The organism is Microbacterium sp. JZ37 (genome assembly GCF_035188445.1).
GTDB lineage: Bacteria > Actinomycetota > Actinomycetes > Actinomycetales > Microbacteriaceae > Microbacterium > Microbacterium barkeri.
Genome location: NZ_CP045253.1, coordinates 725,688 through 741,850 on the forward strand (window position 1 = coordinate 725,688; position 16,163 = coordinate 741,850).

11 protein-coding genes are annotated in these 16,163 nt (G+C 73.9%); 6 read left to right on the plus strand and 5 right to left on the minus strand.

The genetic code is table 11. From position 1 onward, the window contains the following. Positions 1-17 precede the first annotated feature (17 nt). The gene (locus GC092_RS03180) at positions 18-1,484 is read left to right on the plus strand and encodes an NAD-dependent succinate-semialdehyde dehydrogenase (RefSeq protein WP_271173663.1); all 1,467 of its coding nucleotides are present in this window, start codon (positions 18-20) and stop codon (positions 1,482-1,484) included. A gap of 19 nt (positions 1,485-1,503) precedes the next feature. After that, complete coding sequence (locus GC092_RS03185; protein WP_324014074.1) at positions 1,504-2,865, plus strand: NAD-dependent succinate-semialdehyde dehydrogenase; 1,362 nt, start codon at positions 1,504-1,506, stop codon at positions 2,863-2,865. Between the two features lie 118 nt (positions 2,866-2,983). On the opposite strand, the gene GC092_RS03190 is transcribed toward GC092_RS03185, so the two are convergent. Both GC092_RS03190 and GC092_RS03195 read right to left on the minus strand, forming a co-directional pair. Beyond that, entirely contained in the window at positions 2,984-4,684 is a 1,701-nt protein-coding gene (locus GC092_RS03190; protein WP_324014075.1) for an amidase, read from the minus strand. Then, positions 4,684-5,721 carry an agmatine deiminase family protein gene (locus GC092_RS03195; RefSeq protein ID WP_324014076.1) on the minus strand — a complete coding sequence of 346 codons (1,038 nt, stop codon included), beginning with the start codon at positions 5,719-5,721 and terminating at the stop codon, positions 4,684-4,686. Before GC092_RS03195 ends, GC092_RS03190 begins: the two co-directional genes overlap by 1 nt. Positions 5,722-5,785: 64 nt before the next feature. On the opposite strand from GC092_RS03195, the gene GC092_RS03200 reads away from it, so the two are divergent. Continuing rightward, entirely contained in the window at positions 5,786-6,397 is a 612-nt protein-coding gene (locus GC092_RS03200) for a TetR/AcrR family transcriptional regulator (RefSeq protein ID WP_324014077.1), read from the plus strand. A gap of 164 nt (positions 6,398-6,561) precedes the next feature. Here GC092_RS03200 and GC092_RS03205 read toward each other — a convergent pair whose 3' ends face one another. Together GC092_RS03205 and GC092_RS03210 are read right to left on the minus strand one after the other, a co-directional pair. Beyond that, complete coding sequence (locus tag GC092_RS03205; protein ID WP_324014078.1) at positions 6,562-8,160, minus strand: amidohydrolase; 1,599 nt, start codon at positions 8,158-8,160, stop codon at positions 6,562-6,564. After that, the gene (locus tag GC092_RS03210; RefSeq protein ID WP_324014079.1) at positions 8,160-9,401 is read right to left on the minus strand and encodes an MFS transporter; all 1,242 of its coding nucleotides are present in this window, start codon (positions 9,399-9,401) and stop codon (positions 8,160-8,162) included. Before GC092_RS03210 ends, GC092_RS03205 begins: the two co-directional genes overlap by 1 nt. A 186-nt stretch (positions 9,402-9,587) precedes the next feature. On the opposite strand from GC092_RS03210, the gene GC092_RS03215 reads away from it, so the two are divergent. The 3 genes from GC092_RS03215 to GC092_RS03225 all read left to right on the plus strand — a co-directional run bounded on the left by GC092_RS03215 (position 9,588) and on the right by GC092_RS03225 (position 15,572). Next, the gene (locus GC092_RS03215; protein WP_324014080.1) at positions 9,588-10,190 is read left to right on the plus strand and encodes a TetR/AcrR family transcriptional regulator C-terminal domain-containing protein; all 603 of its coding nucleotides are present in this window, start codon (positions 9,588-9,590) and stop codon (positions 10,188-10,190) included. 121 nt (positions 10,191-10,311) lie between these two features. Next, positions 10,312-14,244 (plus strand): Pls/PosA family non-ribosomal peptide synthetase, encoded by a 3,933-nt coding sequence (locus GC092_RS03220; RefSeq protein WP_324014081.1) that lies wholly within the window; start codon positions 10,312-10,314, stop codon positions 14,242-14,244. After that, positions 14,241-15,572: a M1 family metallopeptidase gene (locus tag GC092_RS03225; RefSeq protein WP_324014082.1), complete on the plus strand. Its 1,332-nt coding sequence runs from the start codon at positions 14,241-14,243 to the stop codon at positions 15,570-15,572. Before GC092_RS03220 ends, GC092_RS03225 begins: the two co-directional genes overlap by 4 nt. Here GC092_RS03225 and GC092_RS03230 read toward each other — a convergent pair. Then, entirely contained in the window at positions 15,560-16,135 is a 576-nt protein-coding gene (locus GC092_RS03230) for a 4'-phosphopantetheinyl transferase family protein (protein WP_324014083.1), read from the minus strand. The two genes, GC092_RS03225 and GC092_RS03230, sit on opposite strands and share 13 nt — an antisense overlap. Positions 16,136-16,163: the final 28 nt, after the last annotated feature.

A 16,163-nucleotide genomic window follows, 5' to 3' on the forward strand; every position in this document is an offset into this window, starting at 1 on the left:
ACCCGGAAGGAACCGACATGACGAACGACCGCGAGAGCGCCCTGCTGGCCTCGGTGCCGACCCGTCTGTTCATCGGCGGCGAGTGGGTCGACGCCCCCGAGGGCGCGACCTTCGACGTCCACGACCCCTCGACGAACGAGGTGATCGCCCGCGTCGCGGACGCGACCGCCGAGGACGGCACCCGCGCCCTCGACGCCGCGGTGGCCGCGCAGGACGCCTGGGCGGCCACCGCGCCCCGCACGCGCAGCGACATCCTGCGCCGCGCCTGGGAGCTCGTGCAGGAGCGCAAGGAGGACATCGCCCTCCTCATGACGCTCGAGATGGGCAAGCCGCTCGCGGAGGCGCGCGGCGAGGTCGTCTACGGCGGCGAGTTCCTGCGCTGGTTCAGCGAGGAGGCGGTGCGCATCACGGGCCGCTACGGCCTGAACCCGGAGGGCACCGGCCGGATGGTCGTGTCGCAGCGCCCCGTGGGCCCCTCGTTCTTCATCACCCCGTGGAACTTCCCGTTCGCGATGGCCACGCGCAAGATCGCGCCCGCGCTCGCCGCCGGCTGCACGGTCGTCATCAAGCCCCCGCAGCTCACGCCCCTCACGACGCTGTTCTTCACGCAGCTCCTCGTCGAGGCCGGCGTGCCCGCGGGCGTCGTGAACGTCGTCACGTCGGCGTCGTCGCGTCGCGTCTCGGCGCCGATCATCTCCGACCCGCGACTGCGCAAGCTGTCGTTCACGGGCTCGACCGAGGTCGGCCGCCAGCTCATCGCGCAGGCCGCCGAGGGCGTGCTGCGCGTCTCGATGGAGCTCGGCGGCAACGCGCCGTTCGTCGTCTTCGAGGACGCCGATCTCGACAAGGCCGTGGAGGGCGCCCTCGCGGCGAAGTTCCGCAACATCGGGCAGGCGTGCACCGCGGCCAACCGCTTCATCGTGCACGAGTCCATCGCCGACGCCTTCGCGGCCAAGGTCACCGAGCGCGTCCAGGCGATGCGGATCGGCCGCGGCACCGAGGACGGAGTGGCCATCGGCCCGCTCATCGACGCCGACGCGGTCGCGAAGGCCGACGAGCTCGTGACGGACGCGACCGACCGCGGCGCCACGGTGCTCACGGGCGGCGAGAAGCTCGACGGACCCGGGACGTTCTACGCGCCCACGGTCCTCACCGGAGTCACCGCAGGCAGCGCCATCCTGCGCGAGGAGATCTTCGGACCCGTCCTCGCGATCGCGACCTTCGCCGACGAGGACGAGGCGGTCCGCCTCGCGAACGACACCGAGTACGGCCTCGTGTCGTACGTCTACACGCAGGACCTCGCCCGCGGCCACCGGATGATCGACCGCCTCGAGACCGGCATGATGGGTCTCAACGCCGGCGTCGTCTCGAACGCGGCCGCTCCGTTCGGCGGCGTCAAGCAGTCCGGCGTCGGACGCGAGGGCGGGCTCGAGGGCATCCACGAGTACCTGTCGACGAAGTACACCCTCATCCCCAACGACTGACCGCGACGAGAGGAACATCATGAGCGACTACGCCGTCGTCGATCCCGCAACGGGCGAGACCGTCGCCGAGTACGACACCTTCACGGACGCGCAGATCCAGGACGCGATCGCGCGCGCGAGCGAGGGAGCCCGCGCCTGGGCGGCGCTCTCCGTCGCCGACCGCGCCGCGGCCGTCCGCCGTGCCGCCGCCCTGCACCGCGAGCGCCGCGACGCCCTCGCCGCGACGATCGTGCGCGAGATGGGCAAGCCGCTTGAGGCCGCGCTCGGCGAGGTCGACTTCTCGGCCGACATCATCGAGTACTACGCCGACAACGCCGAGGCGATCACGCGCGACCAGCCGATCGACATCCTGGGCGAGGGGAGCGCGGTCATCCGCCGCGCCCCGCTCGGCGTGCTGTTCGGGATCATGCCGTGGAACTTCCCGACCTACCAGGTCGCGCGGTTCGCGGGCCCGAACCTCGTGATCGGGAACGCGATCATCCTCAAGCACGCCCCGCAGTGCCCCGAGTCGGCGGCCGCGCTCGAGGAGATCTTCCGCGACGCCGGCCTGCCCGAGGGGGCCTACGTCAACGTGTACGCGACGAACGAGCAGGCGGCGACGATCATCGCCGACCCGCGCGTCCAGGGCGTCTCGGTGACCGGCTCGGAGCGTGCGGGCTCCGCCGTCGCCGCGCTCGCGGGCCAGCACCTCAAGAAGGTGGCTCTCGAGCTCGGCGGGTCGGACCCGTTCATCGTGCTCTCGGCCGACGACCTCGACGCGGTCGTGCAGGCCGCCGTCGACGCGCGCCTCGACAACAACGGCCAGGCGTGCAACGGCGCCAAGCGGTTCATCGTCGTCGACGGCCTGTACGACGAGTTCCTCTCGAAGTTCTCCTCGGCCATGGAGGCCGCGAAGGTCGGCCACCCGCTCGAGGAGGACACGGTCCTCGGGCCGCTCTCGTCGCTCGCCGCCGCGGAGCGCCTGCAGGAGCAGATCGACCGCGCCGTCGAGCAGGGCGCGCGGCTCGTCGTGGGCGGCAAGCGCGACGGCGCGTACTTCCCCGGCACCGTGCTCACCGACGTGACGCCCGAGATGGACGTCTACCGCGAGGAGCTCTTCGGCCCCGCGGGCGTCGTGTACCGCGTCGCCGACGAGGACGAGGCCGTGCGTCTCGCGAACGACACCCCGTTCGGCCTCGGGTCGTACGTCTTCACGACCGACGCCGAGCAGGCGCAGCGGGTGGCCGACCGCATCGAGGCCGGCATGGTGTACGTCAACATCGTGCTCGCCGACAGCCCCGAGCTGCCCTTCGGCGGCGTCAAGCGCAGCGGCACCTCGCGTGAGCTCGGCCTCCTTGCGGCCGACGAGTTCGTCAACAAGAAGCTCATCCGGGTGGGCTGAGCCGGGTCGGGCGGGCGGATCCGCCCCGCGGATCCGCCCTGCTGCCGCCCCGGCCGGAAACACAAGAGCCCCGGATGGCCACCACGGCCATCCGGGGCTCTCGCGCGTCGGCGCCGCGTCAGAGCGCGGGCGTCCGCGGCGGCATCGTGCGGCGCGCGCCCGTCGCCTCGAACGCGGCGCCGAGCGCGAGGAGCGCCGCGTCGTCGTAGGCGCGGCCGGCGAAGGTGAGGCCCACGGGCATCCCGATGTCCGACATCGTGCCCATCGGAACGGTCACGGTCGGCACGCCGAAGTGGCGGATGGCGAGGTTGCCGTTCGCGACCCACACGCCGTTGCGCCAGCCGAGCTCGGCGGACTCCGGGTTCACGTCCATGTCCGCGCGGCCGACGTCGGCCATCGCGGGGAAGACGACGGCGTCGAGTCCGAGGCCGTCCATCCACTGCTCGAGGTCGACGCGGCGGGTCTCCTCGAGGCCGCGCACGCCGCTCTCGAGCTCGGGGATGTCCGTCATCGAAGCCACGGGGTGCTCGCGGACGTGCGCGGGGTACGACGCGATGTCGTCGTCGAAGCCCGTGTAGCGGTCGGGCAGCGCGCCCGCGGGATGAGGGAAGATCTGCGCGCCGTCGACCACGTCGAGCGACGGGATGGCCGGATCTCCGTTCGCGCGCAGGAAGTCGTCCCACGCCCACGCGGACAGGTCGACGATCTCGCGGTGGAGGTAGGCGGGCGTGACGAGCCCGCGCGTCGTGATCTTCGGCGCACCGGGCCGGTCGCCCTCGTAGTTCGACACGAGCGGGAAGTCCACCTCCACGACGGTCGCTCCGGCCGCCTCGAGGTCGGCGCGCGCGGCCCGCCACAGCTCCATGACGGACTCGCGCGTGCTGATGCGGCGCCCGGTGGGGCCGCCGATGCCGGGGTCGTCTGAGGTGCCGGCGTCGGGATCGGCGTTGATGTACATGCGCGGCACCCCGAGGCGCTTGCCCCGCAGCGAGGCGCCGTCGGCGAGGGCCGGGTAGGAGGCGGGGCGGATGGCGGACGCCGCGGGGATCCGCACCCACGGCTGCACGCGCCAGAAGTCGCCGCGCGTCTCGGGGTCGTCGGCGACGACGACGTCGAGCACCGCGAGCAGGTCGGCCATCGTGCGCGTGTGCGGCACGACGACGTCCATGGTGGGCACGAGCGGCCAGTTGCCGCGCACCGAGATGACGCCGCGCGAGGGCGTGTACGCGCACAGCGCGTTGCACGATGCGGGCGCGCGCCCGCTCGACCACGTCTCCTCGCCGAGGCCGAACGCCGCGAAGCTCGCGGCGGTCGCCGTGCCCGACCCGTTCGACGAGCCCGACCCGAACGCCGACGTGAGGTACTCGGCGCTGTACGGGCTCTCAGCGCGGCCGTAGAGGCCGCGCTGCATGCCGCCGTTGGCCATCGGGGGCATGTTCGTGAGACCGAGGCAGATCGCGCCGGATGCGCGCAGCCGCTCGATCGTGAACGCGTCGCGCTGGGCGACGAGATCGGCGAAGGCCGGGCTGCCCGACGCGGCCGTGAGGCCCTTCACGAGGTAGCTGTCCTTGGCCGTGTACGGGATGCCGTCCAGCGGACCGAGGAGGCGGCCGGCCGCGCGACGGGCGTCGGACGCGCGTGCCTCGTCGCGGGCATCGGGGTTCCGCACGACGACCGCGTTGAGCGCGGTCGCGGTGCCGGGGGCGTCGAAGGCGTCGATGCGGGCGAGGTAGGCCTCGACGAGCTCGACCGCGGTCGTGCGGCCCTGCGCGAGCGCCTGCTGGAGGTCGGCGATGGATGCCTCGAGCACGTCGATCATCAGAGCGCCCCCACCGACGGCTGCTGCTGCGTGATGCAGTGGATGCCGCCGCCGCGCGCGAAGATCTCGCGGGCGTCGACCGTCTTCACGGTGCGGCCCGGGTAGACCTCCGCGAGGATGTCGCGCGCGCGGCCATCCGCCTCGTCCTCGCCGAATCCGCACGCGATGACCCCGTCGTTCACGACGAGGTGGTTGACGTAGCTCCAGTCGACGAAGCCCTCGTCGTCGCGCAGCGTCGCAGGCGCGGGCAGATCGACGATCTCGAAGGCGCGGCCCGCGGCGTCGGTCTGCTGGGCGAGATGCGCGCGCAGCTCGCGCGTCACGGCGTGGTCGGGATGGTCGGGGTCGCGCTGATCGTGGAGCAGGAGGACGCCGGGGGAGGTCAGCGTCGCGACGATGTCGACGTGGCCGTTGGTGCCGAATTCGTCGTAGTCGCGCGTGAGTCCGCGCGGCAGCCAGACGACCTTCGCCGCGCCGATCGTCCGGGCGAACTCGGCCTCGACGCGCTCCTTGTCGGCGTACGGGTTGCGACGCGGGTCGAGCTGCACGGTCTCCGTCGCGAGCACGGTGCCCTCGCCGTCGACGTGGATGCCGCCGCCCTCGTTCACGAGCGCCGAGCTGACGATCGCCGCGCCCGCGGCGCGGCCCACGATGCGTCCGAGCTGCGCTGACAGGCACCATTCCGCCCACGCGGGCGCGCCCCAGCCGTTGAAGGTCCAGTCGACGGCGCCGAGAGCGCCCGGGCGCGTGTCGTCGACGACGAAGGTCGGGCCGACGTCGCGCATCCAGAACTCGTCGAGGGGCGCCTCGAGGAGCTCGATGTGCGACGAGAGCATGCGCCGGGCGCGCGCGACCTCGCTCGGGTCGACGACCATCGTGACGGGCTCGAACTCGGCGACGGCGTGCGCGACCGCGCTCCACGCCGTGTAGCCGGCCTCGCGCTCGGCGTCGGTGTCGCCGAGGGTGAATCCCTCTCTGGGGAACGCCATCCAGGTGCGCTCGTGCCGATCCGTCTCTGCGGGCATCCGCCAGGTCATCATCGATCCTCTCGTGTATTGATCGTATGATCAATAACTTGATTCTGACGCTAGGGTGAGGGACATGTCAAGCGAAGCGGCGCCCCCTCGCCGACGTGCGCCGCGCCGCGCGCCCGCCGAGCGCCGCGCCGAGATCGCCGCGGCGGCGCGCGCGATCGCCCTGGCCGATGGGCTGCATGCCGTGACGCTCCGCGCGATCGCCGCCCGGGCATCCGTGACTCCTGCGCTCGTCGCGCACTACGCACCGGCCATGGAGGAGCTCGTCGCGACGACCTTCGCCGGCATCGTGAGCGACGAGCTCGCCGAGGTCGCCCAGCTCGTCGCGGGGGAGGCCCCGCGGGATGCGCTGCGCGCCCTCATCGAGACCCTCCTCAGCGGGACGCGCGACGACGTCACGGCGGTGTGGGTCGAGGCGTGGGCGCTCGGACGCCGCAGCGATCCGCTCGCCGCCGCGGTGCGCGAGCAGATGGACGCGTGGGCCCGCCTGCTGCGCGAGGTGATCGAGGAGGGAGCGGCCGACGGGTCGTTCCGCGTCGAGGACCCGTCGGCCGCGGCCTGGCAGCTGCTGGGGATGATCGACGGCCTCAACGCGCAGGCCCTCGTGCGGTGGGGCGGCGCGGCAGAGCGCGCCGAGCTGCTGCTCCGCGCCGCCGAGGCCATGCTCGGCGTCCGCTGACCGACCCCGCGCGGCCCGGTCGCAACCCCGCGCGTCCCGCGCGCAACCCCGCGCGTCCCGCTCGCACGCCTGCATGTCTCACCCGAAGGCATGCATGTCTCACTCGTCGCGGGAATGCCGAGGCGTATCCCGCGCCGAGTGAGACATGCAGAGAGGGTGGTGGGTCAGGCCTCGTATGCGATGCGGCCCGCGACGACGGTCATGACGACGCGCGCGGAGAGCAGCGCCTCCGGCCCGGCGGCGAACGGGTCCGTGTCGAGCACCGCGAAGTCGGCCGCGGCTCCCGGCACGAGGCGCCCGCGCCATCCGCCGTCGCCGATCGACGCCGCCGTGTCGCGCGTCGCGTGGACGATCGAGCGGTCGAGCGGCAGCGCGAACTGCGGGTGCACGGCCGGCACCGACGTGTCGAGCGCCGACGCGCGCGTCGTGGCGACGTATATGTTCGCGAGCGACGCGTGCGGCGCCGTCGGCGCGTCGGTCGAGAAGGCGAGGAGGGCACCCGCGTCCTCGTACTCGGGCCAGGCGAAGGCGCGCTCGACCCGCTCGTCGTCGAGCTGAGCCGCCCAGTTGGCGAAGATGGCGGGATCCGCGTGAACCGGCTGCATCGACGCCGTGACGCCGAGGCGCGCCATCCGCTCGGCCGTGCCGGGCGCCGCGTACTCGAGATGCTCGATGCGGTGGCGTCGCGGACGCTCCCCGTTCGCGGCGATCGCGTGCTCGATCGCGTCCAGTGCCATCGTGCTCGCGCGGTCGCCGATCGCGTGCATGGCGATCTGCAGCCCCGCGGCATCCGCCGCATCGACCACGGGCCCGAGCCGCTCGGCCGGCCAGATCGGCTCGGCGTTCGTGCCGTCGGCGTACGGATGGCCCATGGCCGCCGTGCACGCGTCGATCGTGCCGTCGAGGATGAGCTTGATGCCGATGACCCGAAGCCACGGCGACGCGGTCGCGGCAGCGAGCTCGGCGGCGCGGGCGACCTGCGCGACGTTCTCCGCATCGTCGCCCGTGTTCGTCACGAACCAGTGGGCGGCCACGCGGATCGGCAGCGTGCCGCCGCGCCGCTCAGCCGCGCGGCGGAACGCCTCGAGCCCGAAGTCGTCGAACGCCATGTCGACGACCCCGGTGACGCCGGTCGCGAGGTACGCCCCGATCACGCGCTCGACCGCGGCGTCGCGCTGCGCGTCGGTCGCCGTCGCGTCGCGATGCGCCCACGCGTACTGCACGGCCGCGGTCTCGTAGAGCAGTCCGGTCGGCTCGCCGTCGGCGTCGCGCTCGATGCGGCCGCCGATGGGGTCGGGCGTGTCCCGCGTGATGCCGAGCTCGGCGAGCGCCGCGGTGTTGACCCAGCACGAGTGGTAGTCGTTCGCGTCGAGGTACACGGGGATGTCGGCGACGGCCTCGTCGATCATCGCGGCGGTCGGCGCTCCGCCGGGGATCGCGTCGAAGAGCCACCCGCGCCCGCGCAGCACGCCGTCGGCGCCCGGGCGCGCGTCGCGGAGCCGGCTCTGGATCTCGTCGAGCGTGCGGGCGTCGGTCAGACCGACCTGGCCGAGCGCCTCGCCCGTCATGAGCAGGTGGGTGTGCGCGTCGGTGAATCCGGGCAGGACGAGGCGGCCGCCGAGGTCGACTGTCGCATCGGCGGCGGGCGCGCCGCTGGCGTCGCCGACGTACGCGAGCGTGTCGCCGTCGACGACGAGCGCCTCGGCCCAGGCGGGCTCGTCGGCGGTGAAGATGCGGGCGCTGCGGTAGAGGGTGCGGGTCATCAGGCGTCCTCCGGGATGGCGGTGCGTGCGGCTCGCTCGAGCCGCGTGGACAGGAGCGCGATCGCGCCCGCGGGGACGGCGAGCACGACGCTCGCGATGGAGAGGGCGGTCGTGAAGCCCTGGTATCCGAGCGCGCCGACGAGGGCCGCGCCGATCACGGGCGTGAGCGCCGAGCCGACGAGGTAGACCGCGAGGAGCGGGCCCGACCAGCGGCCGTCCGCGTCGAGGGCCGCCGAGGTCGAGACGAAGTACATGAAGGCGATCGCGTAGATCGTGTTCCACGCGATGAAGACGACGATGAACGCGGTCTGGTCGGCCATGAAGCCCTCGGCGAACTTGAGGGCGGCGCCCGCGAGCAGCAGGGTCGCGAGCGGCACGGCGCGGCCGAGGCGGTCGCCGACGATCATGAGGAGGATCGAGCCGAGGAGCCCGCCCGCCGTCGCTCCGCTGAGCGCGATGCCGAGGCCCTCGGGAGTGAGACCCGCCTGCTCGGCGCCCATGACTCCCGCCATCGCCCACAGCGAGTCCTCGCTCGCGGCCCAGAGCGCGAATGTGACGAGCAGGGCGAAGCCGGCGATCGTGACGGTGCGCGAGCGCGGCACCGAGGTGCGCACCATGCCGGTGGGCGGGATCTCGATCGGCATGGCCTCCGCGACGGCGGCGCCGGCGTGCGGCTCGAGCACGGGCGCGGCCGGCAGCCAGAGCGACACCGCGAGCCCGATGAGGCAGAAGAGCGCGAGCGCGCCGAACACGTCGATCGGCGCGAGCCCGATGAGGGGGAGCACGGCGAGCACGACGGTGATGACGGCGCGGTTGGCGAGCCCGTTGAAGCCCGCGACGCGATCGGGGTTGCGGAACGCCGCGAGAGCGGCCCCCGAGGCGGCGACCGCGCCGCCCGCGCCGACGCCGCCGGCGAGGAGCCCCGGCAGGATGAGGGCCGGCGCGACGGCGGCTGCGCCGAAGCCGAGGAGCCCGAGGGCGAGGCCGCCGCGGGCGACGGTGCGACGGTGCGCTCCCGCGCAGAGCGGGGCGATGGCGAGGCCGGTCACGGCGGTCAGCAGGAGCGTCGCGGTGACGAGCCAGCTCGCCGCGAGGACGTCCATGCCGAGGCCCGACTGTGCCGCCGTGATCATGTACGGCGAGAGGTTGACGCCGAGGTAGCCGGCGATCCCGATCGCGAATGTCGCGGTCGCGGTGGGGAGTCGCAGGGGCACGCGGCTCGTCAGGTCGATGGTTGACATGGGGACTCCAGAGGGGGCACGGCGCTGTGCGCGGAAGCGGATGTGCGGGCCGGCATCGGGTGGTGCGGCTCGGCCGTTTAACGAATGGTGTTCGTCAACGAACGATGTTCGTTATTATGCAGGGAAGAGACGCCGCGCGAAACCCCCGGGCGGCGATCGTGCTCCGATCGGCGGAGAGGGGAGCGCATGGCCAGGCCGTCCACACCGCTGCTGTCGCCCGAGATCATCGGCGACGCGGGGCTCGCGCTGGCCCGGGCGGGAGAGCCGTTCGGCGTCAACGCGATCGCGCGCAGCCTCGGCGTGCGGCCGTCGTCGCTCTACAACCACGCCGACGGCGCCGATGCGATCCTCGAGCTCATGCGGGGCCGCCTCATCGCGTCGTACCGCGTGCAGCCGCAGGGCGTGCCGTGGGACGACTACGTGCTCGAGGTGCTGCGCGCCCAGCGCCGCATGTACGCCGACTACCCGGCTCTCGTCCCGCTGCTCGTCGACCGGACGATCACGAACCCCGACCTCATCGCGTCGTACGACGACCTCGCGACCGTGCTCGTGGAGGCGGGCTTCCCCGAGGACGAGGTCCTCACGATCATCGCCGTGATCGACGCCTTCGCGATCGGCTTCGGCCTCGATCTCGCGTCGCCCGACGAGGTCTGGCGCCCAGAGGGCGACACCCGCACCCTCGGGCGCCTTCTCGAGGGCGGCGTGCGCGGGGAGGCGCGCGCCGCGCGGTCCTTCGAGCTCGGCGCCGCCATCCTCATCGACTCCCTGCGCGCGCGCCTGCCGCGCTGATCGGCGCGACGCGCCCGGCCGTCGTCGTGCGGCCCCGCGCCGGTCGGCGGTCGTTCACCGATCGGTAACCTGACCCCACGACGATGGCGGCGCACCCGGCGACGCCACGGATGGAGACAGGTTGACCGACACCGCGGCGGCGCAGAGCGCCGTGCTCGATCGCGGCGAGAGCGCCGCACCCCCGCGCACCCTCGTCGACATCCTCGAGGAGACCGCGCGGGCGCATCCCGACGCGTCCGCGATCGAGGACGCCGACGGAGCGCTCAGCTACCGCGAGCTGCTCGCGCAGGTGCGGGCCGTCGCGCAGCGCCTGCGGATGCACGGGGTCCGCCGCGGAGACCGCGTCGGCGTGCGGATGGCCTCGGGAACGGCGGAGCTGTACGTCTCGATCCTCGCGGTGCTCGCCGCGGGAGCCGCGTACGTGCCCGTCGACGCGGACGACCCCCAGGAGCGCGCCGACCTCGTGTTCGGCGAGGCGAAGGTGCGCGGCGTCCTCACGGGCGGCGGGCGCTTCGAGCCCACCGACCCGTCCGCCCCGGTCGACGAGCCCGCCGACCCGCCCGCCCCGGCCGCCGAGCCCACCGAGGACCAGCGCCCCGGCATCGACGACGACGCCTGGATCATCTTCACGTCGGGCTCGACGGGCACCCCGAAGGGCGTCGCGGTCTCGCACCGCTCGGCCGCGGCGTTCGTCGACGCCGAGGCGCGCCTGTTCCTCGCCGACGAGCCGCTCGGGCCCGGCGACCGCGTGCTCGCCGGCCTCTCCGTCGCCTTCGACGCGTCGTGCGAGGAGATGTGGCTCGCGTGGCGCTCGGGGGCGTGTCTCGTTCCCGCCCCGCGCTCGCTCGTGCGCTCGGGATCCGACCTCGGCCCGTGGCTGCTCGGCCACGGCATCACGGCCGTCTCGACCGTCCCGACGCTCGCCGCGCTGTGGCCCGCCGACACGATCGAGAACGTGCGCCTCCTCATCTTCGGCGGCGAGGCCTGCCCGCCCGAGCTCGTCGCCCGCCTCGTCGGCGAGGGCCGCGAGGTCTGGAACACCTACGGGCCCACCGAGGCCACCGTCGTGGCGTGCGCGGCGCTCATGCGCGCCGACGAGCCCGTGCGGATCGGCCTTCCGCTCGACGGATGGCAGCTGGCCGTCGTCGACGCCGACGGCCGCCCGGTCGCGGCGGGCGAGCCCGGCGAGCTCATCATCGGCGGGGTCGGCCTCGCGCGCTACCTCGACCCCGCCAAGGACGCCGAGAAGTACGCGCCCATGCCGACTCTCGGGTGGGAGCGGGCGTACCGCTCGGGCGACATGGTGCGCTTCGAGCCTGAGGGGCTCCTCTTCCAGGGCCGCGTCGACGACCAGGTGAAGGTGGGCGGGCGCCGCATCGAGCTGGGCGAGGTCGAGGCCGCGCTCCAGGACCTCCCGGGCGTCGGCGGCGCCGCCGTCGCGGTCCGCAAGACCGCGGCCGGCGTCGACATCCTCGTCGGCTACCTCGTCGCCGATGCCGGCTTCGACCGTGCCGACGCGCGCTCGCGCCTCGCCGAGCGCCTGCCCGCGCCGCTCATCCCCACCCTCGCCGTCATCGACGAGCTGCCGACGCGCACGTCGGGCAAGGTCGACAAGGCCGCGCTGCCGTGGCCGCTCGCGGATGCGGGCGACCCCGACGCCTCCGACCTCGACGCCGACGTCGCGTGGCTCGCGGCGCACTGGCAGGCGGTGCTCGGCATCCCCGTCGCCGATTCGGACGCCGATTTCTTCGACCTCGGCGGCGGGTCGCTCGCGGCCGCGCAGCTCGTCACGCTCATCCGCGAGACCGCGCCCGAGTTCACGGTCGCCGACGTGTACAGCCACCCGCGTCTCGCCGCGATGGCCGAAGCCGCGCTCGACACCGTCGACCCCGAGGTCGCCGGCGGGTTCAGCACGCCCGCGCCGACGCCCCGGCTCACGCAGTGGACCCAGTCGCTCGTCGGGATCCCGCTCTTGATCCTCACCGGCGCCCGCTGGCTCGTGTACGCGCTCACGGCCTCGACTCTCCTGTCGCTCGTCCCCGGGCTCGAGGCCCTCCCGGTCATCGACTGGTGGTGGACGCTCCTCGGGCTCATCGTCTTCGCGACGCCGTTCGGGCGGATGGCGCTGGGCGCGCTGTTCGCGCGGGTGCTGCTCGCGGGACTCCGGCCGGGCGACTACCGCCGCGGGGGCGCGACGCACATGCGCCTCTGGCTCGCCGAGAAGGTCACCGACCAGATCGACCCGGTCGGCCTCGCGGGTGCGCCGTGGGTCAGCTACTACGCGCGCGCCCTCGGCGCGAAGATCGGCCGAGACGTCGACCTGCACACCATGCCGCCCGTGACGGGCATGCTCGAGGTCGGCTCGGGCGCCGCGATCGAGCCCGAGGTCGACCTGTCGGGGTACTGGATCGACGGCGAGACCGTCCGCATCGGCGGCATCCGCATCGGCGCCGGCGCGACGATCGGCGCGCGCAGCACCCTCGCTCCGGGAACGAAGATCGGCCAGGGCGCGGAGGTCGGCCCCGGATCGGCCGTGTTCGGCCGCGTGCGCGCGGGGCAGCACTGGTCGGGATCGCCCGCCGTCCGAGCGGGCGCGGCGACGCGGGGATGGCCGCAGGAGCGCCCGCCCGCACCGCGTCGTCACCTGGCGCTCTATGCCCTGTCGTCGATGGGCCTCGCGCTCCTGCCGATCGTCGCGTTCGCCGCGGGCGGGCTCGTGCTCGCGCTCGGCATGCGCGGCGCCGACGACCTCGCGGAGGCCGCGCTCGCCGCGTTCGCGCTCCTCGTGCCGGCCGTCGTCGTGACGGGCCTCGTCTTCGCCGGCGCGGTCGTCGTGCTCGTGCGGCTGCTCTCGATCGGCCTGCGCGAGGGCACGTATCCCATCCGCAGCGTGCCGGCGTGGCAGGCCTGGAGCATCGAGCGCCTCCTCGACGCCGCGCGCACCGTGCTCTTCCCGATCTACTCGAGCCTCTTCACGCCCGTGTGGCTGCGGCTTCTCGGCGCGAAGGTCGGGCGCAACGTCGAGGCGTCGACGGTTCTGCTCCTGCCGTCGATGACGACGATCGACGACGGCGCGTTCCTCGCCGACGACACGATGGTCGCCTCGTACGAGCTGCGCGGCGGATGGCTCAGGGTCGCGCCCGCGCGGATCGGCAAGCGGGCGTTCCTCGGCAACTCTGGGATGGCCGCGGCCGGCCACCGCGTTCCCAAGGACGGCCTCGTCGCCGTGCTGTCGGTCGCGCCCATGAAGGCCAAGGCCGGCTCCAGCTGGCTCGGGTCGCCGCCCGTCCGCCTCCGGCGCGTCGTCGCCGAGGTCGACGAGAGCCGCACCTTCCGGCCATCCGCCCGGCTGCGCGTCGCCCGCACGCTGTGGGAGCTGTGCCGCTTCGTGCCCGTCGTGATCACGTGCGGTCTCGGGCTCGGCGTGCTGTTCGCCCTCTATGCGCTCGCCCAGCTGCTCGGCGTGGTCGTCACCCTGCTGCTCTCGGGCGTCGTCATGCTTGCGGCCGGGGCGGTCGCCGCGCTCGTCTCGACCGCCGCCAAGTGGCTCATCGTTGGGCCGATCCGCGCGGGGGAGCAGCCGCTCTGGTCGAGCTTCGTGTGGCGCACGGAGGTCTCGGACACCTTCGTCGAGATGCTCGCTGCGCCGTGGTTCGCGCGGCCCGCGTCGGGCACGCCCGCGCTCGCCGCGTGGCTGCGGTCGCTCGGCGCCCGCATCGGCCGCGGCGTGTGGTGCGAGAGCTACTGGCTGCCCGAGCCCGACCTCGTCACGCTCGGCGACGGCGCGACGGTCAACCGCGGGTGCGTCGTGCAGACCCACCTGTTCCATGATCGAATCATGAGCATGGACACCGTGACGCTCGAGCCGGGGGCGACCCTCGGCCCCCACAGCGTGATCCTGCCGGCGGCCTCGATCGGCGCGCACGCGACGGTCGGCCCTGCCTCGCTCGTCATGCGCGGCGAGGCCGTGCCCGTCGGCAGCCGCTGGAGCGGCAACCCGATCGGGCCGTGGCGAGCCGTGAAGGTGCGCGCCTACCAGGCGACCGCCTCGTGACGGCCGGCCTGGGCGCCGACCCGTACGTGCCGCGCAGCGGCGACACGCGGTACCGCGTCGAGCGCTACGACGTCGACCTCGACTACCGCATCGCGACGAACCGTCTCGCGGGGCGAGCCGAGATCGCCCTCGTCACGCTCGCCGACACCTCGGTGCTGTCCTTCGACCTCGTGGGGCTGCGCGCGTCGAACGTGCAGGTGCGCGGGCGCAAGGTCGCCAAGATGCGCCAGTCGGAGCGCCGCGTGCGCGTCATGCTGTCGGAGGAGCTCCCCGCCGGGACCCCTCTCGACGTCCGCATCGACTACGCGGGTTCGCCGCGGCCGCGCCGGTCTCCCTGGGGCCCGATCGGCTGGGAGGAGCTCGAGGACGGCGTGCTCGTGGCCTCGCAGCCCACCGGCGCGCCGACCTGGTTCCCGTGCAACGACCGCGTCGCCGACAAGGCGCGGTACCGGATCGCGATCGCGTGCGACCAGAACCACCGCGTCGAGGCGACGGGGCGCCGGGTGTCGACGACGACACGCGCAGGGCGGACGACGCACGTCTTCGAGGAGGACACCCCGACGTCGGCCTACCTCGTCACGGTGCAGATCGGGCGCTACGTCTCCCGCCAGATCGCCGAGACGGCCGAGGGGGTCCCGGTCGCCGCGGTGCATTCGCCCGCGCTCGCCGCGCGCGTCGACGCGGACCTCGCGGTCGTCCCGCGCATCCTCGAGACGTTCGAGCGGGCCTTCGGGCCCTACCCGATGTCGGTGTGCCGTCTCGTGGTCACCGAGGACGAGCTGGAGATCCCGCTCGAGGCGCAGGGGATGGCCGTGTTCGGCGCGAATCACATCGACGGGCGCGGCGGATCGGAGCGCCTCGTCGCCCACGAGATCGCGCACCAGTGGTTCGGCAACAGCGTGGGCGTCGGGCAGTGGCGCGACATCTGGCTCAACGAGGGCTTCGCGTGCTACGCCGAGTGGATCTGGTCCGAGGCGAAGGGCGGCCCCTCGGCCGATGAGCTCGCACGCACGCACCACGCGCGGCTGCGTCAGCTCCCGCAGGACCTTCTCCTGAGCGACCCGGGGCCCGACCTCATGTTCGACGACCGCGTCTACAAGCGCGGCGCGCTCGCGCTGCACGCCCTGCGCCTGACGATCGGCGATCCGGCGTTCTTCGATCTCGTGCGGGCGTGGACCGCGAACCACCGTCACGGGGTCGCCGCGTCGGCGGACTTCGAGCGGATGGCCGACCCCGTGCTCGCTCCATGGCTGCACGAGCGCGCGCTGCCCGAGCTGCCGCCGCGCCGGTCCGGCCGCGCAGCAGGCCCAGCGCGTCAGGACGACTGAGACACCGCGATCGCCGCGACGTGCGCGGCGTCGATCGCAAGGTCGCGCACGTCGTAGACGGCCCCCTCGAGCTCCGCGCGCCATCCGTCGCCCGCCGGGGCGAGCGCGACCGCGGCGGGATCCACGCGCAGGCCGCGGCCATCCGCCTTGAGCACGGCCTCGACCCTGGTCCAGTGCCGCAGCGGATCCTCCCCGGGCGGCACCGGGATGGGCGGCGGCACGCGCAGAGCGCTCGCCGTCTCGACGTCGACCCCCACGCGGCGGCGGGAGACCGCCGCGAGCGATCCGCCATCCGCGTGCGACGTGCTCGCGAAGAGGCGCGCGCCATCCGCCCGCACCTCGGGAGCACCGTGCCGCGCGCTGCAGTCGGGGCAGCGTGCCGGCTCGACGACCGCGCGCTCGTCGAGCAGCGCGCGCAGCGCCGCGCGCCCGCGGAGGAACCGTGCGCGCCGCGGAGCGGTCAGCGTCGCCGCGCGCTCGGCGTCGGCGGACGACAGGGCAGGCAGGGCGGCGTCGGACGCCGCGAGCCACGCGACGCCCGGCGCGACGAGGCGGACGGGCACCTCGCGAGGCTACCGCGCGGGATAGCCT

Excerpts from the sequence above, each read along its gene's own strand:
- GC092_RS03180 (WP_271173663.1), top strand. The coding sequence starts at position 18 with ATGACGAACGACCGCGAGAGCGCCCTGCTGGCCTCGGTGCCGACCCGT.
- GC092_RS03185 (WP_324014074.1), top strand. The coding sequence starts at position 1,504 with ATGAGCGACTACGCCGTCGTCGATCCCGCAACGGGCGAGACCGTCGCC.
- GC092_RS03190 (WP_324014075.1), bottom strand. The coding sequence starts at position 4,684 with ATGATCGACGTGCTCGAGGCATCCATCGCCGACCTCCAGCAGGCGCTC.
- GC092_RS03195 (WP_324014076.1), bottom strand. The coding sequence starts at position 5,721 with ATGACCTGGCGGATGCCCGCAGAGACGGATCGGCACGAGCGCACCTGG.
- GC092_RS03200 (WP_324014077.1), top strand. The coding sequence starts at position 5,786 with ATGTCAAGCGAAGCGGCGCCCCCTCGCCGACGTGCGCCGCGCCGCGCG.
- GC092_RS03205 (WP_324014078.1), bottom strand. The coding sequence starts at position 8,160 with ATGACCCGCACCCTCTACCGCAGCGCCCGCATCTTCACCGCCGACGAG.
- GC092_RS03210 (WP_324014079.1), bottom strand. The coding sequence starts at position 9,401 with ATGTCAACCATCGACCTGACGAGCCGCGTGCCCCTGCGACTCCCCACC.
- GC092_RS03215 (WP_324014080.1), top strand. The coding sequence starts at position 9,588 with ATGGCCAGGCCGTCCACACCGCTGCTGTCGCCCGAGATCATCGGCGAC.